At 67.6% G+C, this 23,482-nt stretch carries 22 protein-coding genes and 2 riboswitches; of the genes, 8 read left to right on the plus strand and 14 right to left on the minus strand.

Going from position 1 to position 23,482, the window contains the following annotated elements:
• Positions 1-2 precede the first annotated feature (2 nt).
• Positions 3-1,199 (plus strand): acetyl-CoA C-acyltransferase, encoded by a 1,197-nt coding sequence (locus tag SBP01_RS18080; protein WP_320536792.1) that lies wholly within the window; start codon positions 3-5, stop codon positions 1,197-1,199.
• A 38-nt stretch (positions 1,200-1,237) separates the two neighbouring features.
• Positions 1,238-2,806 (plus strand): long-chain fatty acid--CoA ligase, encoded by a 1,569-nt coding sequence (locus SBP01_RS18085; RefSeq protein ID WP_320536793.1) that lies wholly within the window; start codon positions 1,238-1,240, stop codon positions 2,804-2,806.
• Positions 2,807-2,875: 69 nt separating this feature from the next.
• Here SBP01_RS18085 and opgC read toward each other — a convergent pair whose 3' ends face one another.
• Positions 2,876-5,344 (minus strand): OpgC domain-containing protein, encoded by a 2,469-nt coding sequence (opgC, locus tag SBP01_RS18090; RefSeq protein WP_320536794.1) that lies wholly within the window; start codon positions 5,342-5,344, stop codon positions 2,876-2,878.
• A gap of 118 nt (positions 5,345-5,462) precedes the next feature.
• On the minus strand, positions 5,463-5,957 hold the full coding sequence (locus SBP01_RS18095) for a hypothetical protein (protein ID WP_320536795.1): 495 nt from the start codon (positions 5,955-5,957) through the stop codon (positions 5,463-5,465).
• A 106-nt stretch (positions 5,958-6,063) separates the two neighbouring features.
• Positions 6,064-6,178, plus strand: a riboswitch (SAM riboswitch).
• A gap of 12 nt (positions 6,179-6,190) precedes the next feature.
• Here SBP01_RS18095 and SBP01_RS18100 point away from each other — a divergent pair.
• From SBP01_RS18100 to SBP01_RS18110, 3 genes are read left to right on the plus strand one after another with little or no spacing between them, the layout of a single operon-like run.
• Positions 6,191-6,466 carry a DUF1737 domain-containing protein gene (locus tag SBP01_RS18100; protein ID WP_275215135.1) on the plus strand — a complete coding sequence of 92 codons (276 nt, stop codon included), beginning with the start codon at positions 6,191-6,193 and terminating at the stop codon, positions 6,464-6,466.
• Positions 6,463-6,873: a rhodanese-like domain-containing protein gene (locus SBP01_RS18105; RefSeq protein WP_275215136.1), complete on the plus strand. Its 411-nt coding sequence runs from the start codon at positions 6,463-6,465 to the stop codon at positions 6,871-6,873. The genes SBP01_RS18100 and SBP01_RS18105 overlap by 4 nt, the downstream gene beginning before the upstream one ends.
• The gene (locus tag SBP01_RS18110; protein ID WP_275215137.1) at positions 6,874-8,082 is read left to right on the plus strand and encodes an O-succinylhomoserine sulfhydrylase; all 1,209 of its coding nucleotides are present in this window, start codon (positions 6,874-6,876) and stop codon (positions 8,080-8,082) included. It begins immediately after the preceding gene.
• Here the strand turns inward: SBP01_RS18110 and SBP01_RS18115 are convergent.
• Positions 8,079-8,972 (minus strand): LysR family transcriptional regulator ArgP, encoded by an 894-nt coding sequence (locus SBP01_RS18115; RefSeq protein ID WP_320536796.1) that lies wholly within the window; start codon positions 8,970-8,972, stop codon positions 8,079-8,081. The two genes, SBP01_RS18110 and SBP01_RS18115, sit on opposite strands and share 4 nt — an antisense overlap.
• Positions 8,973-9,041: 69 nt before the next feature.
• Here SBP01_RS18115 and SBP01_RS18120 point away from each other — a divergent pair, with 69 nt between their 5' ends.
• Positions 9,042-9,665 (plus strand): LysE/ArgO family amino acid transporter, encoded by a 624-nt coding sequence (locus SBP01_RS18120; protein WP_320536797.1) that lies wholly within the window; start codon positions 9,042-9,044, stop codon positions 9,663-9,665.
• Positions 9,666-9,715: 50 nt separating this feature from the next.
• Here the strand turns inward: SBP01_RS18120 and SBP01_RS18125 are convergent, their stop codons facing one another.
• The 5 genes from SBP01_RS18125 to SBP01_RS18145 form a co-directional block, all read right to left on the minus strand.
• Entirely contained in the window at positions 9,716-10,939 is a 1,224-nt protein-coding gene (locus tag SBP01_RS18125) for a glutamate--cysteine ligase (RefSeq protein ID WP_275215141.1), read from the minus strand.
• Positions 10,940-11,022: 83 nt separating this feature from the next.
• Positions 11,023-12,546: a UDP-N-acetylglucosamine 1-carboxyvinyltransferase gene (locus SBP01_RS18130; protein ID WP_320536798.1), complete on the minus strand. Its 1,524-nt coding sequence runs from the start codon at positions 12,544-12,546 to the stop codon at positions 11,023-11,025.
• Positions 12,547-12,688: 142 nt separating this feature from the next.
• On the minus strand, positions 12,689-13,483 hold the full coding sequence (locus SBP01_RS18135) for an energy-coupling factor transporter transmembrane component T family protein (RefSeq protein WP_275215143.1): 795 nt from the start codon (positions 13,481-13,483) through the stop codon (positions 12,689-12,691).
• Entirely contained in the window at positions 13,480-15,126 is a 1,647-nt protein-coding gene (locus SBP01_RS18140) for an ABC transporter ATP-binding protein (protein WP_320536799.1), read from the minus strand. The genes SBP01_RS18135 and SBP01_RS18140 overlap by 4 nt, the downstream gene beginning before the upstream one ends.
• On the minus strand, positions 15,126-15,746 hold the full coding sequence (locus SBP01_RS18145; RefSeq protein WP_275215145.1) for an ECF transporter S component: 621 nt from the start codon (positions 15,744-15,746) through the stop codon (positions 15,126-15,128). Before SBP01_RS18145 ends, SBP01_RS18140 begins: the two co-directional genes overlap by 1 nt.
• 72 nt (positions 15,747-15,818) lie before the next feature.
• Positions 15,819-15,954, minus strand: a riboswitch (TPP riboswitch).
• A 56-nt stretch (positions 15,955-16,010) separates the two neighbouring features.
• Between SBP01_RS18145 and SBP01_RS18150 the strand changes: the two genes are divergently transcribed.
• Positions 16,011-16,553, plus strand: a complete 543-nt coding sequence (locus SBP01_RS18150; RefSeq protein WP_275215146.1) for a heme-degrading domain-containing protein — start codon at positions 16,011-16,013, stop codon at positions 16,551-16,553.
• Between the two features lie 70 nt (positions 16,554-16,623).
• On the plus strand, positions 16,624-16,887 hold the full coding sequence (locus SBP01_RS18155; RefSeq protein WP_275215147.1) for a DUF4235 domain-containing protein: 264 nt from the start codon (positions 16,624-16,626) through the stop codon (positions 16,885-16,887).
• A gap of 127 nt (positions 16,888-17,014) precedes the next feature.
• Here the strand turns inward: SBP01_RS18155 and mnhG are convergent, their stop codons facing one another.
• The 6 genes from mnhG to SBP01_RS18185 are packed head-to-tail and all read right to left on the minus strand — an operon-like array spanning position 17,015 to position 23,455.
• Positions 17,015-17,404 (minus strand): monovalent cation/H(+) antiporter subunit G, encoded by a 390-nt coding sequence (mnhG, locus tag SBP01_RS18160; protein WP_320536800.1) that lies wholly within the window; start codon positions 17,402-17,404, stop codon positions 17,015-17,017.
• Positions 17,394-17,672, minus strand: coding sequence for a monovalent cation/H+ antiporter complex subunit F (locus SBP01_RS18165; RefSeq protein WP_275215149.1), 279 nt, complete (start codon positions 17,670-17,672; stop codon positions 17,394-17,396). The genes mnhG and SBP01_RS18165 overlap by 11 nt, the downstream gene beginning before the upstream one ends.
• Entirely contained in the window at positions 17,669-18,214 is a 546-nt protein-coding gene (locus SBP01_RS18170) for a Na+/H+ antiporter subunit E (protein ID WP_275215150.1), read from the minus strand. The genes SBP01_RS18165 and SBP01_RS18170 overlap by 4 nt, the downstream gene beginning before the upstream one ends.
• The gene (locus SBP01_RS18175) at positions 18,211-19,818 is read right to left on the minus strand and encodes a Na+/H+ antiporter subunit D (protein ID WP_275215151.1); all 1,608 of its coding nucleotides are present in this window, start codon (positions 19,816-19,818) and stop codon (positions 18,211-18,213) included. Before SBP01_RS18175 ends, SBP01_RS18170 begins: the two co-directional genes overlap by 4 nt.
• Positions 19,815-20,405, minus strand: a complete 591-nt coding sequence (locus tag SBP01_RS18180) for a Na(+)/H(+) antiporter subunit C (protein ID WP_320536801.1) — start codon at positions 20,403-20,405, stop codon at positions 19,815-19,817. The genes SBP01_RS18175 and SBP01_RS18180 overlap by 4 nt, the downstream gene beginning before the upstream one ends.
• Positions 20,402-23,455, minus strand: a complete 3,054-nt coding sequence (locus SBP01_RS18185) for a Na+/H+ antiporter subunit A (protein WP_320536802.1) — start codon at positions 23,453-23,455, stop codon at positions 20,402-20,404. Before SBP01_RS18185 ends, SBP01_RS18180 begins: the two co-directional genes overlap by 4 nt.
• Positions 23,456-23,482: the final 27 nt, after the last annotated feature.

A 23,482-nucleotide genomic window follows, 5' to 3' on the forward strand; every position in this document is an offset into this window, starting at 1 on the left:
CCATGAGCAACGATGCCCGTATTCCCGTCATCCTGGGCGGCGCCCGCACCCCGTTCGGCAAGTTCCGCGGCGGGCTTTCAGGCCTCTCCTCAAGCGAACTGGGCGCCCACGCCATCCGCCACGCCCTGGCGCGGACCGGAGTCGCTCCGGAACAGATCCAGGCCGTCATCGTGGGCCAGGTGATCCAGGCCGGTGCCGGCCAGGGACCCGCACGGCAGGCCAGCCTCGCGGCAGGGATCGGCTGGGATGTGCCCACCGTAACCATCAACAAACTGTGCCTGTCCGGGCTGACCGCCGTGATCGACGCCGCCCGGATGATCCGCGCCGGGGAGGCCGACTTCATTGTGGCAGCGGGCCAGGAATCGATGACCAACGCCCCGCACCTGCTGCCCAGGCTCCGTGCCGGCGTGGCAATCGGCGACGCTGCGCTGCTGGATTCCTTGAATTTCGACGGCCTGCAGGACCCCCGTTCCGGTGAACTGATGGGTTCCGCCACCGACGCCGGGAACGCCCGGCTTGGCATCGGCAGGGAGGACCAGGACGCCGTCGCAGCCCGTTCCCATCAGCGCGCGGAAGCCGCCCGGGCGGCCGGCATCCTGGCCGCGGAGATCGCTCCGGTTGAAATGCCGCAACGCCGCGGCCCCGCCGTCGTGATTGATGCGGACGAGGGAATCCGGGCAGATACGACGCCGGCGGGGCTTGCCGCCCTGAAGCCGGCCTTCTCCACAGCGGACTCAGCCACCATCACCGCAGGGTCCTCCTCGCCGCTCTCCGACGGCGCGGCCGCCGTGATTGTGGCCAGCAAGGCCGCGGCGAAAGCGGCAGGACTGGCGTGGATCGCGGAAATCGGCAGCCACGGCCAGACCGCTGGACCGGACGGTTCGCTGCACTCCCAGCCTTCACGAGCGATTGAACGTGCCCTGAAACTGGAGGGGCTCGCCGTCGGGGAACTGGACCTCATCGAGGTCAACGAAGCCTTCGCCTCGGTGGTGCTGCAGTCCGCCAAGGACCTGGGCATCGACGCCGAACAGATCAACGCCGACGGCGGCGCCATCGCCTTGGGGCATCCGGTGGGTGCGTCGGGGGCGCGCCTGGTGCTGCACCAGGCCCTGGCACTGCAACGCCGCGGCGGCGGCACCGGCGTGGTTGCCCTGTGCGGCGGCGGCGGACAGGGCGAGGCGCTGATCCTCAAGGCCTGACTCCCTCCGCCAAATCAACGCCAGCCGGATAGGACACCATGGACACTTTACTTACTGCCGAAGAGGGTTTCGGGACCATCTCCGTGGCCGCGATACTGGCTGAATCAGCCGCCCGTTTCCCGGAGTCCGCGGCCCTCGTGGTAGGCGAGGAGCGGGTGACCTACAGCGAACTCTGGGAACAGACTCGCGCCTATGCCGGTGCGTTGCGGGACCGGGGCGTGGGCCACGCAAGCCGCGTGGCCCTGCTGATGCCCAACGTACCTGATTTCGCCCGGGTCTACTACGCGGTCCTCGCGCTGGGCGGCGTGGTGGTGCCATTACATGCGCTGCTGAAGGCCAGGGAGATCGAGTACGTGCTGCGCGACAGTGGCGCGCAGCTGCTCGTCTGCGCCGGGCCGCTCCTTGAAGAAGGTGCCAAAGGCGCCGCAGCCGCGGGTATCGACATCGTCACAGTGCTGGTGCCGGAGGGGACCGGGGCCGCCGCTCGGCTGGAGACAGAAGCGGCAGGAGCCGAGCCCATAAGTACGTGGCTGCCGCTGCGGCCGTCCGAGACGGCTACGATTCTCTACACATCGGGAACCACCGGCCAACCCAAGGGCGCCTTGGGCAGCCACTTCGCCCTGGTTGAGCAGACAAATACGCTGCTGACCAGCACGTTCGACCTACGCCGCGGTGACGTCATCTTCGGCGGACTGCCGATGTTCCACACCTTCGGCCAGACGTGCGTCCTGAATTCGGGGCTCCGGGCGGGGGCCGCCATCGTGATGCTGCCCAAATTCAGCGGCGAAGCAGCCCTGAATGCCCTGGCCCGCCACAACATCAACATCTTCTTCGGCGTGCCCACCATGTACATCGCCCTGCTCGAAGCCGCCCGCACCAACCCCGGCCGGTCCAATGCCCTGCGGTACTGCATCTCCGGCGGCGCGTCGCTGCCGGTGGCGGTGATGGACAGGTTCAAGGCGGAATTCCGCTCGGATATCTACGAAGGCTATGGCCTGACCGAGACGTCCCCGGTTGCCACCTTCAACCATGTCGGAAAATCACCGCGGCCCGGAACGGTAGGACAGGCCATTTGGGGTGTCCAAGTGGAGATCGCGCGGGCGGACATCCAAAATGCCATCGAACTGCTGCCTTCGGGCGAGTTAGGCGAACTGGTGGTCCGGGGGCACAACCTCTTCAAGGGCTACCTCAATCGCCACGAAGCAACTGCCGAGGCGATGGTGGACGGCTGGTTCCGGACCGGCGATCTGGGCACCAAGGACGGGGAAGGCTACCTCCGGATCCTGGACCGGAAGAAGGAGATGATTATCCGGAACGGCTTTAACGTCTACCCGCGGGAGGTGGAGGAAGTCCTCAGCCGGCACGCGGCGGTCCTCAGCGTTGCCGTCTATGGCGTCCCCGACGAAACACACGGGCAGGAGGTGGCGGCCGCCGTCGTCCTTAATCCGGGCAGCAGCGCCAGCATTGATGAGCTGCGGGACTTCGCCGCGTCGGAACTTGCCGCCTACAAGTATCCGCGGATCATCACCCTGGTCACGGAATTCCCTACCGGTCCCAGCGGCAAGGTCCTCAAGCGGGAACTCACCGCCCGTCACCAGGCCCCGTAAGCGGCGCATACGAAGGCGACAGCACGTCCTGGGACGGGCCCTGAGGGGAGCGGGCCGGCGAGTGGCAGGTCAGGTGGGGATAATCCCGAACAGGACGCGTTTCTTCACCATCACCCACAGCAGGCCCAGAATCGCCGCGTACGCCGCGGTGTTGATCAGAATGTGTCCCTGCTGGAGGACCGGGATGTTGGCAATCACGGCGATCAGCACCACGTGCAGGATGAAGACGTACAGCGTGGCCTGCCCCAGCGGAATGAGGAACCAGCCCAGGGCCCGCTCCACCGGTTTCCAGTACGCGGTGAGGAACGCGTAGGAGGCCACCACCAGGGCCAGGACATTGAGCAAACGGCCCGGGTCCAGGTAGGTGCGGGCAAAGAAGGCGTCGTACATCACCCGGTAGGACGCGTCCGGGATGATGGCCAGGCGCAGGTCGAAACCGTTGGCGAGGTAAGGGTTGCACCAGGACAGGAACGCAAAAACAAACGCCAGCACCGTGGACGCCACCACTACCCAGTGGTGTGCCGACAACCAGGCAATAATGCGGTGCCGGTGGAAGCCTGCCACGAGCCCCAGGACAAAGAGCACCTGCCAGACGAGCAGCGGGAAGGAGTCCTCAAACTGGGACGGCAGCAGCCTGACCCGGGTGGCGGCGCCCACCGCATACAGGCCCAGCGTCCCGGCCAGCACCCACAGGGCCTTGCCGCGGTTGAGCGCCGCCAGGATCAGCGGGCTCACGAGGAGCAGCACCACATAGAGCCCCATCACGTTGAACTGCCAGGGCCCGAACTGCAGGAGGATGATGGCGGGCAGGACTTGGGCCGGGACCGGGAACTGCAGGAGCGTTTCCATGCCGGCGTACAGATCGTAGGTACGGCCGACGGCGTTGTGCCCGGCGCCGCCGGTTCCCTGGTCCACGTACGTGGTCAGCGCGTCGGTCTGGAAGAACGGCAGCAGCGAAAGCAGGAAGACGCCCACCAGGACGGCCAGGGCAGTCACGTACAGCTTGCCGGCCCGGCGGGAGGTCAGGTCAACCACCTTGCCGAAATCATTCTTGACCCGCGGGCCGTAGACCATCCCCACCACCAGTCCGGAGAACAGGACGAACAGCTCGGCGCCGGAGACAAACCCAACGGCCTCCTGGGTGAATAGCTGGAACAGCGATGTCATGCCCAGGTGGTTGACCACCACAAAAACGATGGCCAGCCCGCGGAGGAGGTCAACGCGGGAGTCCCGGTTCGACGGCACGCCATAGCCCCAGCCGGCCACCGCCCCCATGCGCCGCGGCAGCTGCCACAGGGCCACCAGGATGATGAGCATGGCAGCGGCGACGCTCCAGGCCGCCGCCCCGGAGAGGGAATTGGCGCGGGCGGCCTGCTGGCCCCCGCTGACAGCCGTCACCGGCCCGGTGGTGAGCCCCGATTCCGTCAGTCTCTTGCCCGCTGCCTCGGCAATGCCGCTCCTGCCCGTCAGCCGCCAGTCGATGCTGATCACTCCGGTGTCCCGCGTGCTGGTCCGCTCATCCCAGACGACTGCCGCCATGCGTGCGAACTCAGCGGAGGTGGCGGCGGCCAGGGTTTGGTCCCACCAGGATGTCTTGATGTCGGATTCCGCGGCGCCGCCCGCGGCCGGGCTGTAGAAGGCCGCTGTCTGGAGGAGCATGGGTTTGTTCCGCCCGGCGGCGTAGGCGGCGTAGAAATTCTCATTGCCGGATTGCGTCAGCATCGCGGACAGCTCGCCGGCAGCGGGGACGGTGTTCACGGCCGAGTTGCCGCCGGTGTCGTCGTGATAGGCGGTGAGCCCCACCCACTCCACCACGTCATCGCCGGGGTAGTACGGCGCGTACGCGGAATCCGCGCCGTTCCAGTTTCCGTCGCCGTTGGTGTCCAGCAGGGCAAAACCCTCGGACCCGGGGGCGGGAGCGTTCCGGCGCCGTTCAAAGGGGTAGTCCCGCCCAAGGTACGGCTGCCACACCATGACCGTGCCGGCGTCGTCCGCCGTTTTGAACGCCGCGGCAACGTTCCGGAAAGCCGTCTTGTAGGCGGCCGGCTGCTGGCCCCACTCCACCCAGCTGGAGTTCATGTCCGGGGCGAACCGGATCAGGACGGCGCCTTTGAAGCCAGCCGTCAGGTCCCCCACCTTGGCGGCGAAGTTTTTGGCGGCGGCCGCGTCCACCTGGTCCAGTGCTGCGGTGGGCCGCACCGTGAGAATCGCGTGGGAACCCTGGCCAGCGGCCTGGCCGAGGGACTCGCGGATGTCCTGTTCCTCGCCGGGCCCCACAGGCAGGGAGATCTCGTGCCCCAGCAGGGCCGGTGCAGCACCAAGCCGCTCGGCAAACCTTTGCGCTGAGTCCTCGCCCCACTCCAGGACGGCCCCCAGCAGGGGCTTGCCCTTCGCCGGCTCCGGCTCGGCCGCGTTCGCTGCGCCCGCGGGTGCCAGGCTTACCAGGAGGAAGAGTGCCGCGAGGAGCGCCGCCAACAGCGGGCGGCGCCTCCGGATGTCCGACGGCGGCACGCGCCAAAGTGTGGTGGCTGTAGGCATGCTGGTGTGAACCTTCCCCCCGGACGGTCATGTAATTGGCGGCCGCTGCCACCGCGAGAACTCTATCGGTGTTCGCAGGCAGTGCCCTATCAACGCCGCCCGGTCAACGCCGCCCGAATCAGCCGGCCAGGATCACCAGCGGCACCAGGCGCTGGGCGCAGGAGACCCGGACAAGGGTCGGCGGCCCCGCGGCCGCCCGGTTGTTGACTCCGGTGTCATCGCACCAATCCAGGTTGTACGGATACGCGGTGACGCCGGCTTCCCCCGGGGACATGTCTGCCGGGACGGTGAACACCAAAGTGAAGCCGCCGTCGTCGGTCATGGGGGCGAGCTCATCCAGCACGGGCGTGCCGGCCGCGTTCAGCAGTTCCACCCGGACCCGGGCAGCCTGGCCGTAGCGCGCATCACAGCCGGCGTCCGGGGCGCTGACCGTCACCCTGTCCCCAGGTTTCACTTCCGCCGGAATCACCGTGAACGCGGGCGGCATGCACGGCGGCGGTGCCACAACGTTCCGGCAGCTGTTGAGGGCGGCCGTGAGAATCGCGGCACACAGCACCACGGTGATGAGGCGCGGCCACGCGACGGTCAGGCGATTCCCCCGGTCTTTGCCCATGGTCCGATTGTTGTGCCCGGTAGCGGCGGATGGAAGCACGTGTTGGTTACGGAACATGACGCCGGCGGCCGTGCGGCGGGCCGGGCCGGGTGTTACGTTTTTGGGGAGTAATGAGAACCGGTGCCAAGCCCTGACTGGCCGGTCGGCAACCCTCCTATCGCGGCGGGGTGCCTCAGGTGAATACTCGGCATATCGACCCATTCGAGCTGCAAGCGTGAAAGAAGGAGATCGTCGTGTCCGACGCACCTGTTCCCGAGGAAAAACTGTCCTACCGGCTCATCACCGGCACGGACGACCGCACCTTCTGTGAGCGGATTTCCGCCGCCCTCGCCGAGGGGTACGTCCTGCACGGCAGCCCGGCCGCGACGTTCAACGGCACCGCCGTGATCGTTGCCCAGGCCCTCATCCTTCCGGCGGCCATCGCCAGTGCGGATGCCGCCGTCGCCACCGCCGTGGAGGATCTCGAGGCGGGCGACGATCTTGAGTTCGACGGCGAGGGCCACGCATGAGCTACGCCGGAGACCTCACGCCGCAGGAGGCCTGGACCAAACTGGAACAGGGCGCCATCCTGGTGGATGTCCGCACTGAGGGCGAATGGGCGCACATCGGCATCCCGGACACAAAGGCGACCGAAAACGATCCCCTCTTCATCCCGTGGACCTTCCCGGGCGGGATTCCCAATCCGGATTTTGTTGACCAGCTGAAGCAGCAGGCGCCGGAGGACACCAGCACCGAACTGGTTTTCCTCTGCCGCTCCGGCCAGCGCTCCATCGCCGCCGCCCTTGCCGCCACGCAGGCCGGATTCACCTCCTACAACGTCCTCGAGGGCTTCGAAGGCGAGCCGGACCGCTACGGCGGGCGCACGGTCAACGGCTGGAAAAACCGCGGCCTGCCCACCAACCTCGGAAGCAAATAAATGACTTTCAACGACGAAGCTGCCGGCTGGAGCCCCGACACCCAGGCGGTCCGCGGCGGTTTGGACCGCACGCAGTTCCAGGAAACCACCGAGCCGATCTTCCTGAACTCGGGTTTCGTCTACGAGTCCGCCGCCGCCGCCGAGCGCGCGTTCACCGGCGAGGATGAACGGTTTGTCTACTCCCGCTACGGCAACCCCACGGTGGCCACGTTCCAGGAACGCCTCCGGCTTTTGGAGGGCACCGAGGCATGCTTCGCGACGGCGTCGGGCATGTCAGCGGTGTTCACCGCCCTGGGTGCCCTGCTGGCTGCCGGTGACCGGGTTGTTGCCGCCCGCTCGCTGTTCGGTTCATGCTTTGTGATCCTGAATGAGATTCTGCCCCGCTGGGGCGTGGAGACGGTGTTCGTGGACGGCCCGGACCTGGAGCAGTGGCGGGCGGCGCTTGCCGAGCCGACGACGGCGGTGTTCTTCGAATCGCCGTCCAACCCCATGCAGGAAATCGTGGACATCGCCGCGGTCAGCGAGCTGGCGCACGCGGCGGGTGCCACCGTGGTGGTGGACAACGTCTTCGCCACCCCGTTGCTGCAGCGCTGCGGGCAGCTGGGCGCTGACGTGATTGTCTACTCCGGCACCAAGCACATCGACGGGCAGGGACGCGTGATGGGCGGTGCCATCCTGGGCACGGCCGAGTTCATCAACGGCCCGGTCAAGCAGCTGATGCGGCACACCGGTCCGGCCCTGTCCGCGTTCAACGCCTGGGTCCTCACCAAAGGCCTCGAAACCATGGCCCTGCGCGTCAACCATTCGTCCGCGTCCGCGCTGCGGCTCGCCGAATGGCTCGAGCAGCAACCCGCCGTCAGCTGGGTCAGGTACCCGCTGCTGGCGTCGCACCCGCAGTATGAGCTGGCCGCCAGGCAAATGAAGGCCGGCGGCACCGTGCTCACCCTGGAACTCGCGGCAACGGGCGGCCGCTCCGGCAAGGAGGCTGCCTTCGCACTGCTGGATGCGCTGCGGATCATCGACATCTCCAACAACCTAGGTGATGCGAAGTCCCTTATTACCCACCCGGCCACCACCACGCACCGCGCCATGGGCCCGGAAGGCCGCGCCGCGATCGGGCTCAGCGACGGCGTGGTGCGCCTGTCCGTAGGGCTCGAGGACGTGGATGACCTCATCGGGGACCTCGAACAGGCGCTCAAGCACGTCTAGCGGCGAAGCTGGCTGGACGCCGCCTCCCGGACTGCCGCGCTGAGCTGGTTGAGGACCGGGGAGTCGATCTTCCAGCGCTGCCAGTACAGCGCAACATCAACCGGGTTGTCCGGCGCCAGTTCCACGAGGTCCCCGCTCCCGAGACCGGCCAGGCAGTGCTGCTCGGGCAGGAGCCCCCAGCCCAGTCCCAGCCGGATGGCCTGCGCAAATTCGGCCGACGACGGCACGTAGTGCCGTGGCGCCGCCAAGTCAGTGCCGGTCAGCGCGCGGAAGAATCCTGCCTGCAGGTCATCCTTCCGGTCGAAGTCCACCACCGGTGACCGGCTGCCGGCCACGAGGCCGGACCCGTCCGGCCACCAGCGGCGCACGTAGGCCGGGCTGGCCACCGCACGGTACCGCAGTGACCCCAGCGGCTCCACGCTGCACCCCGGAACGGGCTCCGGCGTGGCGGTCACGGCTGCCATGACCGCGCCGGTGCGCAGCTGCCGGGTGGAATGCTGTTCGTCCTCCCTCCGGAGTTCAAAACAGACGCCCGGTTCCCCCGGAAGACTCGCCAGCGCCGGCAGGAACCAGGTGGACAGCGAGTCGGCATTCACCACCAGCGGGATGGGCGCGCCCGGTCCGCTTTGGCCACCGCCCAGCTCCTGGCGTGCATCCCCCTCCAGCTGCCTGACCTGCAGGGCAAATCGCAGGACGGCCTCCCCGGCGGGAGTCGGCCGGACCGGACTGGTGCGCTGCAGCAGGATCTGGCCGGCCGCATCCTCCATCGCCTTCAGCCGCTGGGAAATCGCCGACGGCGTGACGTGCAGGGTGCGGGCTGCCGCTTCCAGGGTGCCCTCCTCCACCACCGCGGCAAAGGTCCTGAGGTGCTCCAGCTGAAACGCTTTCATTAGTTTTCCTTCATATAAGTAAGAATGTTTAGCTGGAGTAATCCTAGGCCGGACCGTACCTTGAACCATATGGACTCCACAGAATTGCTCGCGCCCGCAGCGCTTGGCTTCGGCACCGGCCTGGCCCTCATCGTGGCCATCGGCAGCCAGAACGCCTTTGTCCTGCGGCAGGGCATCCGCGGTGAGCATGTGGCCGCCGTCGTCCTCATCTGCAGCGTCTCGGATGCCATCCTTATCGCGGCCGGGATCGCCGGGGTGGGGGCCTTGCTGCAGGCGAACCCGATGGTGGTGGACGTGGTCCGGTTCGCCGGAGCGGCGTTCCTGCTGGCCTACGGCGTCATGGCGGCGCGCCGGGCGCTGCATCCGGGCGCCCTAACGGCGGCCGCCCGGCAGCCCGCCGTCGGCCTCGGCGCCGCACTCAGCACCGTGCTCGCCCTGACCTGGCTCAACCCTCACGTCTACCTCGACACCGTCCTGCTGCTGGGATCCGTGGCCAACCAACAGGCGCATGACGCGCGGTGGTGGTTTGGTGCCGGCGCCATCGCAGCCAGCGTGGCGTGGTTCAGTGCGCTCGGCTTCGGGGCCCGCGCGCTGCGGCCCTTCTTCGCGAAGCCCGCCTCCTGGCGCATTCTGGACGGCCTCGTGGCTGCCGTGATGCTGACATTGGGGATACGGCTGGCTGTCGGCGGCTGACAAACCACGGCAGCACAAAAGGGAATGGGCCGGAGAAGCTGTTGAACCTCTCAGACCTGCCGCACGCGCAGCAGGTCCGGAACTTCATCCACCTCAGTCATGCCGGATGTGCCGCGCATGGTGATGCCCACGGCGTGGGCAACAACGGCGCCCAGCCCGCTGTCCTCAGGCGACACTTCAGCAGCCGCCTCCCGCACGCGGCACTGCTCGGCGGCACCGGTACCCCGGGAAATGATGTCCTCCACACCCTGCCTGGCAAGGGACAGCTCCCCCTGTTCGGCGAGCACGGGCGCCAGGTAATCCACGAGCGCACGCACCACGTCCACCGCCGGCGCGGGCCGGAACGTGCCGAAGTCCAGCAGCTCGCCGCCCAGGCCGCTGCTGCTCGCCTGCCAGGCCGCCATCCGGAGCAGCACGGTGGGCACCGGGGCCGGTTCCACCCCCTCGCGCCATTCCCGGCTGGCCGTCTCCACCAGGGCCCGTACCAGCACGGCGATCAGGGCGGCATCCTCAGCCCGGAGGCAGACATCGGCAACCCGGACCTCAACCGTCGGATGGTTCCGGGAGAGCCGGGCGTCGAAGTAGATCATGCCCTCGTCCAACATCACCCCGCTGTCCAGCAGCCGCGTCACCACCCGGCGGTACTGGGAATACGTGCCGAAGATGCCGGACGGGCCGGACGTTGGCCAGCGGTTCCAGGCCTGCGTGCGGTAACTGGCGAAGCCTGTGTGCATCCCCATCCAGAACGGCGAGTTGGCACTGAGGGCGGTGAGGACAGCCAGTTTGTCCCTGATCCTGTCCAGCACGGCCACGCCCTCTTCGTTGGACTCGATGGCCGTATGGACGTGGAAGCCGCAGGTCAGCTGTTCCTGGGCGGTCAGGCCAAAGCGCTCCAGCATCCGTGCATAACGCGGGTCCGGGGTGGTGTGGCTCGCCAGCCCGAACGGGGAAGTGGCCAGCGCGGCCACCCGCGCGCCGAATTTGCGCGCTGCCCGGTCCGCGAGCAGCCGCCCGGCCCGGATCTGCGGGAGCAGTTCGGCATACTCGCGGCACGGGCGCGTCTGCGTCTCGATCTGCTCAAGCTTCAGCTCGGCACTCAAGCCCATTTCGTCGTCGTACGCGGTGTGGTCCCGGGTCCTGCCCGCTTGCTGGTCCGGCGGGGCGTCGTCGGCCGCCAACCGGTGCCCTGAAAGCAGGGCATCCGCCAGGGCAAGCGGCAGCCCGGACTCCGGATCAACGATCAGGAGCTCTTCCTCGACCCCGAAAGTTCGCATGACTATATTGTGCGCCAAGCCGCCGGGGGTGCGGCAGCCCGGTCCGGGTGGCAGGACGAGGCCGAGGGGCAAGCCAACCGCGGCTAGTCCTGGAAGTACTCCACCTTGGCGCCGATGGCGTTGAGCCGCTCGGCCAGGTCCTCATAGCCGCGCTCGATCACGTAGATGTTGCGCAGCTCGGAGACTCCCCTCGCGGCGAGCATGGCCAGCAGCAGGCACGCGGCCGGGCGGAGGGCCGGCGGGCAGCCCACCTCGGCGGCGCGCCACTTGGTGGGTCCGTTGACGTAGATCCGGTGCGGGTCCAGCAGCTGCACCTGGGCGCCGAGCCGGTTCAGCTCCGTGAGGTAGATGGCCCGGTTCTCGTAGACCCAGTCGTGGATCATGGTCTGGCCGTGGGCGTTGGCGGCGATGACCGCAAAGAACGGCAGGTTGTCGATGTTCAGCCCGGGGAACGGCATGGGGTGGATCTTGTCCTCCGGCGCCCGCAGCTCGGACGGCTTGGTGGTCACATCCACCAAGCGGGTCCGCCCGTTCCGGGCCATGTATTCTCCGGAGATCTCCAGCTTCTGGCCCATCTGCTCCAGCGTGGCCAGCTCGATCTCCATGAACTCGATGGGGACCCGCCGGATGGTCACCTCGGAGTTGGTCACAATGCCGGCGGTGATCAGGCTCATGGCTTCGATCGGATCCTCGGACGGGAAATATTCGATGTCGGCATCCACAAACGGCCGGCCGGTGATCTTCAGGGTGGTGGTGCCCACGCCGTCGATCTGCACGCCGAGCATCTCCAGGTAGAAACAGAGGTCCTGGACCATGTAGTTGGGGCTGGCGTTGCGGATGATCGTGGTGCCGCGGCGGTGGGCCGCCGCCATGATGGCGTTCTCGGTCACGGTGTCCCCGCGCTCAGTCAGCACAAAGGAGCGGTCCCTGGTGTCCGGCTGCGGAGCGCGGACGGCGTAAAAACCCGCGGTGGCCTCCACCGTGAGGCCGAACTCGCGCAGGGCCTGCATGTGCGGTTCCACCGTTCGGGTGCCCAGGTCGCAACCGCCGGCATACGGCAGGCGGTACTCGGAGCTCTCGTCCAGGAGGGGCCCCAGGAGCATGATGACGCTACGGGTGCGGCGTGCCGCGTCCACGTCCATGGCGGCCAGGTCCAGGACTTCCGGGCGGCGGAGTTGAAGGTCGGTGTCGTTCAGCCAGGTGCATTCCACGCCGATGCTGGTCAGCACCTCCACGATCCGGTTGACCTCTTCAATCCGGGCGAGCCTGCGCAGGACTGTGGTGCCGCGGTTGATCAGGCTGGCGCACAGCAGGGCCACCCCGGCGTTCTTGCTGCTATTGACGTCCACTGCCCCGGACAGGGTCCGGCCGCCTTCGATCCGCAGGTGGGTCATCTGCGGTTTGCCCACCTTGACGATGCTGCGCTCGAAGATCGTTTCGAGGCGCTGGATCATCCTCAGGCTGAGGTTCTGCTTGCCCTGTTCCATGCGGGCGATGGCGCTTTGGCTGGTTCCCAGTGCTTCGGCCAGCTGGCCCTGAGTCCAGCCCTTGTCGATGCGGGCGTCCTTAACAGTGGCAGCAATGTGCTCTGCAGTTTCCTGAGTCATAGCTAAAAAATATCATAAATGAGTTATTTTGCATCGGTAGCCTGGCACTTCGGCGGGGTTCGGACTATAAATATCCACCTCATGCGATACGCATCTCATTCATGCGGTTTTGAAACACCCGTTACCGCCGGACTCCCGCTTATTACCGCCACACGAAGTTCCAGGTCCCCATCCCGGCGGCGGCAACCACGGCGGCGGCAGCGATCAGCACCCCGCCCAGCACCACCCAGGCGTCCAGCACCGAGTAGGTGGATTCCCGCGCCCAGGTGCGGTGGCCGGTCCCAAAGCCCCGCGCCTCCATGGTGACGGCCAGCCGGGAGGCGCGCCGGATCGCCTGGACCAGGAGCCCGAAGCCCTGGCCGAGGGTGGCCCGGAGCCGCTCCAGCGGGCCCCCGTGGGAGCCCACTCCGCGGGCACGGCGCGCCATCCCGATGGTTTGCCATTCCTCGGCCAGCAGTCCCACCAGCCGCATCGCCGCCAGGGTGCCGAGGACGAACCGGTGCGGGAGCCGGGCCTTCTGGGCGAGGGCGTCGGCGAGGTCCGTCGGGTCAGTGCAGGTCATCAGCAGGATCGCCGGCAGGGCTATTGCCAGGCCGCGCAGCATGAACCCGAGTCCCAGCTGCAGGGAACCTTCGCTGATGGACCAAATGCCGACGTCGAGCAGTACAGCGCCGCTGTCCGCGGCCACAATGGCCGTGCTCCAGCCGCCCACCGCTGCCGCGATGATCAGGGGCCAGCCGCGCTGCCAGAGCAGGCGCAGCGTCAGTCCGGCCAGCGGAAAGAGCGCCAGTTCCGCAACCAGCGCCACCGAGGCGGACACCCAGTCGATGGAGAGCGCCAGGACCAGGGTGATCAGGAAGACGGCGGCGAATTTGGCCAGCGGATTGGCGCGGGTCAGTACGGCGTGGTTTCCGCCCAGCGTCAGGGCGTCCCTCATCCCGTCCCTGCTTCCTGGCGGGCGCCGCCCCGGGAGGCCGGGCCGAGCCGCAGTTCGGTGCCGCCCAGGACGGCGGTGAATTCTTCGTCGTGGGTCACGGAGACCACGGACGTCCCTTCGTCGAGCAGTTCGGACAGGAACGAGGCGAGCTCGGCCCACGTGTTGGCGTCCTGGCCGAACGTGGGTTCGTCGAGCACCAGGACCCGTGGATGGGCTGCGAGGACGGTGGCCACCGACAGCCGGCGCTTCTCTCCACCGGACAAGGTGTAGGGGTTCGCCTCCACGAGGTGGGTCAGGCGCAGCCGCTCCAGCAGTTCGTCCACACGTTGCTCCCCGTGCCCCAGATGCCGCGGACCGAACATCAGTTCATCCCGGACGCGCCCTGTGACGAACTGGTGCTCGGGCTCCTGGAACACCGTGCCGATCCGCGAAATCAGCTGCTTGGCCTTCCACCTGAACGGATCAATTCCGGCGCCTTGGGAAAGCTCGACGGCGGCGGAAACCTTTCCTGCCACCGGCGCCAGCAGTCCTGCGAGCGTCAGCGCGAATGTGGACTTCCCGGCGCCGTTGGGTCCGGTGACGGTCAGTGCCTGGCCGGCCCGGACCTGGGCGGTGATGCCGGTTTGGACGGGGACCGGCGGGATGGTCCGGAACCCCCGGCGTCGCGGGCGCTCACGGGACACCGCAAGGTGCTCGGCTGCAAGCAACAGCTCCCCCGTTCCGCCGGAGCTACCCGAGCTTCCGGAAGCGCCCACGCTGCCGGAAGCGCCGGTCCGGGGACGCGTGGCCGGAACATACCCCGGCACCCACACCCCGGCGTCGATCAGCATGTCCCGCGCCTCGGCGAGCACCCTGTCCGGCGGCCCGTCCAGGAGCACTGCGGAGGCGCTGCCGGGGGTGCCGGAAGCCGCGCCGACCCCCGCAGCCACGCCGGGCTGCAGCACCACGATCCGGTCCACCAGGTCTTTCCAGACGGACACCCGGTGTTCCACCACCACCAGGGTGGCCCCGGTTTTATCGAGGGAGCGGCCCACCGCGTCACGGACCTCCAGGACGCCGGCCGGGTCGAGGTTGGCGGTCGGCTCGTCCAGCAGGATCAGCCCTGGCCGCATCGCAAGGATCCCGGCCAGCGCCAGCCGCTGCTTTTGGCCCCCGGACAGGGCCGACGTCGGGTGGTCCAGGGGAAGGCCCGCCGCACCGTCCGGGCGGCCGGCACTCCGCAGCCCGACGTCGTCGAGCGCTTCGTCCACCCGCCGCCAGATCTCGTCCCGCGGCACGGCCAGGTTTTCGGCGCCAAAGGCGACGTCGTCACCCACGCGGGAGAGGACCACCTGGGTTTCAGGGTCCTGTTGCATAAGTCCGGCGCGGCCGCGCCGGGCACGCGGCTCGGCGCCGTCGATCAGCAGCGTGCCCGTCTCATCGGCGTCGTCCCCTTCGTCCCCCAGCACCCCTGCCAGCGCATGCAGCAGCGTTGATTTGCCGGCGCCTGACGGGCCCAGGAGCAGCACCCGTTCACCGGGTGCAATGTCCAGGTCCAGCCCGTGGACGGCGGGTACGGCGCGGCCGGCGTGCCGCCACCCCCAGCCGCGGGCGGACACGGCTGCGGGGCGCACGGCGGAGGCGCCGGCGTCGGAAGCGGCCATCAGTTGAAGACGGGCTCCGAGGAGGCCTTCCGGGACGCGAAGGAGCTCAGCACACCGGTCCTCGCGAGGCCGCGGGTGGCCACCCAGGACACGGCACCGGCGATTACGGCGCCGGAGATGGCGCAGAAGAGAATGTAGGCGGCTTTGTCGCCGGCCTCGTAGGCGATGTTCCAGCCCCACGGGAGGAACGAGTCGTTCAGGCCACAGAAGAGGCCTGCCCCGGCACCTGCCAGCATGGCGGTGGGCAGGTTGAACTTCCGGTAGCCGAACGCGGCGAACACCAGTTCCGCGCCGAGGCCCTGCAGGATGCCGGAGATCAGCACGGTGGTGCCGTACTGGGATCCCATCATGAGCTCACCGGTGGCGGCCACGGCCTCGCAGAACAGTGCGGCGCCCGGCTTGCGGATGACGAGCATGCCCAGAATGGCCGGAATCATCCAGCCGCCGGAGATCAGGCCGGTCAGGGGCGGGTAGGTGGCGTTCATCGGTGCCGAGACCAGCGCCGCGCCCTGGTCCCACGCCCAGAAGATCACGCCGCCGGCGATGGCGATCAGAGCCGCCACCACGATGTCCACTACGCGCCAGGTGTAGCCGGCCTTCTTGATGCTTACTGTTGTCATGTCAACCTCCTGAGGTACAGGAGGGGAGAGTATTCGCGGTTTCGGCCCGGCCTGCGCCGCCCGGATCCGGACACTCTGAGAAGCTCGACTCCCTTGCGCCGGTACTAACCGGATCAGGTTCGAGGGTCTGCGGCTGTCCGCACTCTCAGCGCCCACCACCGGCTGCATTCCTGCAGTGCCCGACGGCGGCGCTCCCCTGTCGTAATAAATCTGCCCTGATGGGCGTGACCCAGTTTACACCGCAGCCGCGGTAGATTGTGGGCCATGACTGCCGAACCGTCCGATGTGACCCTGTTCGATCCCGATGCCGGCGGGAGCCAGCCCCCCGGTTCGCTGGAGGCATTGATTGCCAGGATCGACGGCGAGATCAGCGAGCTGCAGTTCCCGCGGTTCAGCAAGGACGATTCGCTCAACCTGGGGCTGCTGCTGGTGGAGCTGGGCAAAACGAGGAAGCTGCCCATTGCCATCGACATCACCAAGGGCGAGCAGGTCCTGTTCCACGTGGCCCTGGACGGTGCCACGCCCAACAACGAGCACTGGGTGCGGGCCAAGCAGCGCACAGCCGCGCGGTACGAAATCCCATCGCTGCTGGTGGGCCTGCGGGCAAGGCTGCGGGGCGGCAGGATCGAGGACCAGGGCTGGTATGACGAATCCGTCTATGCCGCACACGGCGGGTCCTTTCCCGTGTACGTTGCCGGCGTGGGCGCCGTGGCCACCGTGACCGTCTCGGGGCTGCCGCAAATGCAGGACCATGACCTCGTGGTGGAGGCCCTCAGGGAGATTCTGGGGTCCATGCGCCCTGCCTGAATGCCGGCTGGGACGCTGATCACGTTAGGCTAAAGGCAGTCCCCCGATCCGCCCACAAGGAGTTCACCCCATGAACCTGTTCATCAAGCTGCTCGGCACCGGAATCAGCCTCGCCGCCGGGTTTGTCGGCACCAAGGTAGTCAACACCGTCTGGGAAAAGTCCACCGGCCGGAAGCCCCCCACCGGCAAGCACGAAGACACCCCAACGAGCCTTCGGTCCGCCCTGACCTTCGCGCTGATCTCGGCCTCGGTCAGCACCATCATCCAGGTCCTCGCCAACCGCGGCACGCAGCGGGCCATCACCCGGTTCGCGAAGACCCAGGACATCGTCTAACGGATTTACCGTCCGGCTGCCGGGCTGTGGCTCGGCGCTCTTGTTCGGGCCACAGCCCGGCGCTCTTGTTCGTGGCTCTTGTCCGGCGGTCTTGCTGTGGCTCTGGTCCGGGCAAAATCCTCAGCCGTCAGGACTCTTCGTCGCGGGCCGACTTGGCCGCTTTCTGGACCACGGCCTCCAGGTCATCGGAGCTGAGCAAATCCCGGTGCATGTGCTTGGTGCGGTAGCCGGCCCGGCCCACCATGTGCGCGGACACCGGCACCGTCAGCAGCTGGAAAATCCATGCCACCAGCAGCACCGGCCACACCCACCACGACCGCATCTGCAGGCCGATGGCCGCCAGGAGCAGGAACAGTCCCAGCACCTGCGGTTTCGTGGCCGCGTGCATTCGGCTCAGCAGGTCAGGGAAACGGAGGAGCCCGACGGCGGCCGCCAGGGACATGAGGGCACCCGCCACCAGGAATACCGCCGTCACGGTGTCGATCACGTTGTCCACCAGGCTCGCCTCAGGATTCATGGGTCTGCTCCCGCCGGTCGGCCACGAAGCGTGCCACTGTCACGGAGCCGATGAAGCCAACCACCGACAATGCCACGAGCAGCATCAAGTTGTTCAGGTGCCGGTTCACGGCCATGTCGATGCACAGGGCCGCGCCGAGGATGGCCAGCAGCACATCGGAGGCCAGCACCCGGTCCAGCAGCGAGGGGCCCCGCGCAATGCGGATGATGGCACCGGCCGCGGCCGCCGAGAGAATGACTGCCGTGACAGCCAGGACAATTTGCATCATGCCGGGGTCTCCTGCCGCACTGCTTCGAGTTCTTCCCTGCTGCCCATAATGCGGATCAGACCGGCTTCAATGGACCGGACTTCCTTACGCAGGCTGGCCACGTCCTCGGCGTTGCTGATGTTGAGCGCGTGCAGGTAAAGGGTGGACGTTGAACGGTCCACTTCCACCACCAGGGAACCCGGGATCAGCGAAATCACGTGCCCCACGGCGGTGACGATGAGGTCCTGGTGGCTCCGCAGCGGGACGGCGACGACGGCGTTGATCACCTTGGGGCCGCGGACCACCGCCAGGTACATGACCTCGATGCTCGCTGCCGCCACCCGGGCGATGAACCGCAGGGCGAAGGGAACCGCGTGCAGGATATTGAACCTGCCGCTGAGCTCCACCGGCGGCAGGTAGAACATCCGGGCCACCAGCACGGCCAGCAGGGCACCGAAGAGCAGGTTGCCGGGACTGAAGTCCTGCCAGAGCGCACCCCAGACGATCACCAGCCACACCAGGAGGGGAATCTCCTGGCGCAGCGAAAGGCGGCGGCGGCTCATTCGCCCCCACCCGCTTTCAGCGCCAGGGGCGGCACCTGGGTGTCCTCACCGAGCACCGCCTGGATGTACGAGGACCTTTCCAGCATCTCCTGGGCCGCCTGATCCGCCACCTTGAACAGCGGGCCGGCGAAGACCGTGAGGGATACGCCCAGCGCCACCAGCCCGAGGGTTGAGCCCACCATGGTGCGGGGCAGCAGGGTCACGCTGTCGCGGCCGGCCCGCCGGCCGGTGGCTGATTCCTCGCGCGCCGCCAGGAGAACGGGGTCCGGGTGCTCTGCGTCCGAGGGCTTCCGCCAGAACGCACGGTTCCAGACTCGCGCCACGGCGAGGAGCGTCAGCAGGCTCGTGACCACGCCGCCGATCACCAGCGCGTAGGCGAGCGGAGTCCCCAGTTCAATGCCGGCCTGGATCAGGCCCACCTTGCCCAGGAACCCGGAGAACGGCGGTATGCCGGCCAGGTTCATGGCGGGCACAAAGAACAGGAGCGCCAAGACGGGGGAAAGCTTGGCCAGCCCCGCCAGCCGGTCCACCGAGGAACTGCCGCCCCGGCGTTCAATGAGGCCCGTGACGAGGAACAGGCTGGTCTGGATGGTGATGTGGTGGGCCACGTAGAACACGGCAGCGGCCAGCCCGGCCACCGAGGACATCGCCAGCCCGAACACCATGTAGCCGATGTGGCTCACCAGCGTGAAGGACAACAGACGTTTGATGTCGCTTTGGGCGAGGGCGCCGAGGATTCCCACCACCATGGTCAGGAGCGCCACCACCATTAAGGGAGTGTTCAGGCTGTCGCCGGGAAACAGCAGGGTCTCGGTGCGGACCATCGCATACACGCCCACTTTGGTCAGCAGGCCGGCGAACACGGCGGTGACCGGGGCGGGCGCGGTGGGATAGGAGTCCGGAAGCCAGAAGGACAGCGGGAACACGGCCGCCTTGATGCCGAAGGCCACCAGGAGCATCACATGCAGCAGCGTCTGTGTTCCCTCGTCCAGGTCCGCGAGCTTGATGGCGAGGTCTGCCATGTTCACCGTGCCGGTGGCGCCGTAAACCATGGCGATGGAGATCAGGAACAGGACGGAGGACACCACGGAGACCACCACATAGGTGACGCCTGCCCGGATCCGGGGTCCCGTCCCGCCCAGGGTCATCAGGACGTAGCTTGCCGTCAGGAGGATCTCAAAACCGACGTACAGGTTGAAGAGGTCCCCGGACAGGAACGCGTTGGACACCCCGGCCACGAGGATCAGGAAGGTGGGGTGGAAGATCGATACGGGGGCGTCCTGATCGCCGTCGGCCATGCCCTGCCCGGTGGCATAGATGAGGACGGCCAGGCTGACGGCGGAGGACACCACCAGCATGAGCGAGGAGAACTGATCCACCACCATGGTGATGCCCCAGGGCGGCAGCCAGCCGCCGATGTTCACGGCGGCTGTTCCGCCCTCCCACACAGAGGCGAGCAGGGCGCATTCCAGGAGCAGCGTCAGGGACAGCACACCGATGCTGACCGCCCGCTGCGCCCGGGAATGCCGGAACAGCAGGAAGGCCAGCGCGGCACCAAAGATGGGAAGCAGGACGGCAAGCGGGGCAAAGCTTGTGATGTTCACTTCACACCTCCTTCGGGGCCGGGGGTTACGTTTCGGGAACCGGGTTGCTCTTCGGCCGCGGCATCCACCGCGGGAATCGTCCGGGCGCCGGCCACCACCGACTCCCCGGACTCTTCAGGGTCTGATTGATCCGCATAGTCCGAAACGCCGCTGCCGTCGCTGCCAAGCATCGTCAGCGGAAACTCGGACGTCTCGGCCGGGATCTCGGCGTCGTCCTCGGCATCGAACCTGGGCGTCGCGGCCACGCGGCGGTCCTCGACGTCGTCCTGGATCTCATCCTGGCGCGCCAGGACCCAGGTGCGGTAAATGATGCCGAGCATAAACGCGGTGACGGCGAAGGAGATCACGATCGACGTGAGGATGAGTGCCTGCGGCAGCGGGTCCGCGTACTCGTTGGCACCGGTGTCCTTGTTGAAGAACGGAGCCAGGCCGGCATAGCCGCCCGTGGTGAGGATCAGCAGGTTCGTGGCGTTGGTCAGGAGCATCAGCCCCAGAAGCACCCGGGTGAGGCTGCGTTCCAGGATCAGGTAGATCCCGCACGCATACAGGGCACCCATCACCATCAGCAGGGTCAGGTTGACACTCATCCTTGGCCCTTCACTGTGGTTTCGGCGGAGAGGCTCACGGCCTCGTGCCCGTCGGTGGAAACGGCACCGGCCATCACGTCCTCAACAAGGGAGTCCGGTGCCGGTTCGTCCTCGTTTTCGTCAAAATGTTCGTCGATCTCGGAGCCCAGGCTGCGGAGCACGTCCAGCACCAGGCCCACCACCACGATGTACACGCCGATGTCGAACAGGGTGGACGTGACGAACTTGATGTCGCCAAACACGGGGAGCCACAGTTCGATGATGGCGCTCTGGAACACCTGACCGCCCAGCAGGAGCGGCACCACACCCGAGGCGGCCGCCGTCGCAAGACCGATGCCCAGCAGGGTGCCGGCGCCTACGGGGGTGGCCTCCCGCAGTTCGAAGCGCCCGCCGGCCAGGTAGCGGATGGCGAGGGCGAGTCCCGCCGTGAGGCCGCCCGCGAAACCACCGCCGGGCAGGTTGTGCCCGGCCAGGAGGAGGTAGAGCGAGAAGATGATCAGCGAGTGGAAGATCAGCCGAGTCACCACTTCGAAGATGATGGAGCGCCGCTCGGGGGCCAGGGTCCGGCCGGCCACGATCCAGGCGTCCCGTGTGGAGGCGGCAAACTTCCGGCTGAGGGCCAGCGACGCGGCTTCGCGGGATCCCGGGTCCGCTGCCGATTGCCGTCCCACGCTGCCCTCGGCGATGGTGGAGGACATTCTGAGCCGGTCGCCCCGGCCGCGGACAAAGATCAGGCTGGCGACGCCGGTGGCCGCGAGCGCGAGGACGGAAATTTCGCCGAACGTATCCCAGGCCCTGATGTCCACCAGGGTCACGTTGACGATGTTCAGTCCGCCGCCGCCTTCGTACGCCAGCCTCGGAAACTCCAGCGACACGGGGGCAGCCACCCGGGCGCCCATCGCGTAGATGGCGGCGAAAACCATGGTGATGCCGAAGGCGGCGCCGATAATCACGCGGACCACCCGGTATCTCCCGCCGGTCCGGTCTCGCAGCTCGGCTGGCAGGCTGCGCATGGCCAGGACGAACGCCACCAGGATGATGGTTTCCACCAGCACCTGGGTCAGGGCCAGGTCCGGCGCGCCCTGCAGCGCGAACATCAGGGCAATCCCGTACCCGGTCACCGACACCATCAGCACGGCGAGGAACCGCCGGTTGGCCTTGACCGCGGCCAGGGCCCCGATCACGATCCCGGCACCCACCACGGGCTGGAGCGGGGAGAACGGATCACTGAAGTACAGGTTCGTCGGCAGGGGTTTCCCGGCCACAAGCATGGTGGTCAGCGGCAGCGCAAACGCCATGGAGAGGATCACGGAGAGATAAAAGTAGAGCGAACCACGCTGGGTGCGGCCGGTGATCCACACGGCCACATCATCCAGCGCGCCGATGGTGAGCTGGTAGAACCGGTCCCCGTCGATCCAGCCGGGTACCCGGGACTGTGCCCGCTCCACCAGCTTCCGGCCTGAGTGCATGGCCAGGCCGAGGACGAACGTCAGCGCCGTCAGTCCGAGCGCCGGATTCAGCCCGTGCCACAGCGCGAGGTGCCCGGCCTGCTCAACCGGTGTGCCGGCGTCGGCCGCGGTGGACGCAAAGAGGGCCGCATACGGCTGGATCCAGGCATCCACCGGGGTTGGCCACAGGCCATAAACAATGGTGAGGAGGCTCAGGAGCGCGGGGGCCGCCAGGAAGGAGGGCCGGACGGCCTTGAACGGGGTGGGATCCACGCCGGACTTGACGGCGAACGCCCCCCACATGAATCGGGCGCTGTAGGCGAAAGTGAGGACCGAGCCCAGGACGATGCCCGCAAGCACAACGGTGCTCCAGGGGTCTCCCCCGGAGGCGTGGTGAACGAAGGCCTCCAGGACCGATTCCTTGGCGACAAAGCCGGCCAGCAGCGGAACGCCCGCCATCGACGCGGCGCCGATGCCGGCCACAATGCCCAGCGCCCGGGACGAGCGGAACACGCCGGACAGCTGGCGGACATCACGCGTTCCGGCCTGGTGGTCGATGATGCCCACCACCAGGAACAGGGTGGCTTTGAAGAGGCCATGCGCCAGGAGCATGGCGAGGCCGGCGAGCGCGGCGTCCGGCGTCCCGAGTCCCACCACCATGGTCAGGAAACCCAGCTGGCTGACGGTGCCGTACGCAAGGATCAGCTTAATGTCGGTCTGCCGCAACGCCCGGTACCCGCCCACCAGCATGGTGGCCAGGCCCAGCCCCAGCACAACGGGCTGCCAGTAGGCGGTCTCCGAGAAACCCGGCGCAAGCCTGGCCACCAGGTAGATGCCGGCCTTAACCATGGCTGCGGCGTGCAGATAGGCGCTGACCGGCGTGGGCGCCGCCATGGCGCCCGGCAGCCAGAAGTGGAAGGGCACCAGCGCGGATTTGCTGATGGCGCCCACGAGGATGAGTACGACGGCGGTGGCGACGATGCCGCTGTCCGGTCCGGTCACCAGCGTGGCCGCCTGCGCCATAATCGCCGAAATGCGGTAGGTTCCGGCGCTGTAGCCCAGCATGATCAGGCCCACCAGCATGGCCAGGCCGCCGGCGGTGGTGACCATCAGGGCCTGCAGGGCGGAGCGCCGGGCGGCCAGCCTGGTGCGGGCAAAGCCGATCAGCAGGTAGGAAAGGATGGTGGTCAGTTCCCAGAAGATGAACAGCAGGAGCAGGTCATCCGCCACCACCAGGCCGAACATGGCCCCCGCGAAGGCGAGCAACTGCGCTCCGAAGCCACCCAGATCCTGGTCCTTCTCACTGAAGTACCGGGCGCAGTAGATCAGCACCAGCGCGCCCACACCCAGGACCAGCAGGGACATCACCCAGGCCAGCGGATCCAGCCGGAAGGCCAGCTCCAGCTTCAGCCCGGGGATCCAGGGAATGACCTCTGCCACGGCCCCGGAGTCCGAGTAGACGGCGCCGTACTGGAACAGCAGCCAGATGAAGGACGCGGCAGGCACGGCCGCCAATGCATAGAACGCGTTACGGCCCCACATCCTGAACAGGAGGGGCGCCACAGCAGCCACCGTAAACTGCACGGCAAGGACTGTGATCACTGTTATCTCCGCAACGTCAGGGATTCG

This window comes from Pseudarthrobacter sp. IC2-21 (genome assembly GCF_034048115.1).
Taxonomy (GTDB): Bacteria; Actinomycetota; Actinomycetes; order Actinomycetales; family Micrococcaceae; genus Arthrobacter; species Arthrobacter naphthalenicus.

Bases quoted from the DNA above. Each gene is read 5' to 3' on its own strand.
- SBP01_RS18080 (WP_320536792.1), top strand. From the start codon at position 3: ATGAGCAACGATGCCCGTATTCCCGTCATCCTGGGCGGCGCCCGCACC.
- SBP01_RS18085 (WP_320536793.1), top strand. From the start codon at position 1,238: ATGGACACTTTACTTACTGCCGAAGAGGGTTTCGGGACCATCTCCGTG.
- opgC (WP_320536794.1), bottom strand. From the start codon at position 5,344: ATGCCTACAGCCACCACACTTTGGCGCGTGCCGCCGTCGGACATCCGG.
- SBP01_RS18095 (WP_320536795.1), bottom strand. From the start codon at position 5,957: ATGGGCAAAGACCGGGGGAATCGCCTGACCGTCGCGTGGCCGCGCCTC.
- SBP01_RS18105 (WP_275215136.1), top strand. From the start codon at position 6,463: ATGAGCTACGCCGGAGACCTCACGCCGCAGGAGGCCTGGACCAAACTG.
- SBP01_RS18110 (WP_275215137.1), top strand. From the start codon at position 6,874: ATGACTTTCAACGACGAAGCTGCCGGCTGGAGCCCCGACACCCAGGCG.
- SBP01_RS18115 (WP_320536796.1), bottom strand. From the start codon at position 8,972: ATGAAAGCGTTTCAGCTGGAGCACCTCAGGACCTTTGCCGCGGTGGTG.
- SBP01_RS18120 (WP_320536797.1), top strand. From the start codon at position 9,042: ATGGACTCCACAGAATTGCTCGCGCCCGCAGCGCTTGGCTTCGGCACC.
- SBP01_RS18125 (WP_275215141.1), bottom strand. From the start codon at position 10,939: ATGCGAACTTTCGGGGTCGAGGAAGAGCTCCTGATCGTTGATCCGGAG.
- SBP01_RS18130 (WP_320536798.1), bottom strand. From the start codon at position 12,546: ATGACTCAGGAAACTGCAGAGCACATTGCTGCCACTGTTAAGGACGCC.
- SBP01_RS18135 (WP_275215143.1), bottom strand. From the start codon at position 13,483: ATGAGGGACGCCCTGACGCTGGGCGGAAACCACGCCGTACTGACCCGC.
- SBP01_RS18140 (WP_320536799.1), bottom strand. From the start codon at position 15,126: ATGGCCGCTTCCGACGCCGGCGCCTCCGCCGTGCGCCCCGCAGCCGTG.
- SBP01_RS18145 (WP_275215145.1), bottom strand. From the start codon at position 15,746: ATGACAACAGTAAGCATCAAGAAGGCCGGCTACACCTGGCGCGTAGTG.
- SBP01_RS18150 (WP_275215146.1), top strand. From the start codon at position 16,011: ATGACTGCCGAACCGTCCGATGTGACCCTGTTCGATCCCGATGCCGGC.
- SBP01_RS18155 (WP_275215147.1), top strand. From the start codon at position 16,624: ATGAACCTGTTCATCAAGCTGCTCGGCACCGGAATCAGCCTCGCCGCC.
- mnhG (WP_320536800.1), bottom strand. From the start codon at position 17,404: ATGAATCCTGAGGCGAGCCTGGTGGACAACGTGATCGACACCGTGACG.
- SBP01_RS18165 (WP_275215149.1), bottom strand. From the start codon at position 17,672: ATGATGCAAATTGTCCTGGCTGTCACGGCAGTCATTCTCTCGGCGGCC.
- SBP01_RS18170 (WP_275215150.1), bottom strand. From the start codon at position 18,214: ATGAGCCGCCGCCGCCTTTCGCTGCGCCAGGAGATTCCCCTCCTGGTG.
- SBP01_RS18180 (WP_320536801.1), bottom strand. From the start codon at position 20,405: ATGAGTGTCAACCTGACCCTGCTGATGGTGATGGGTGCCCTGTATGCG.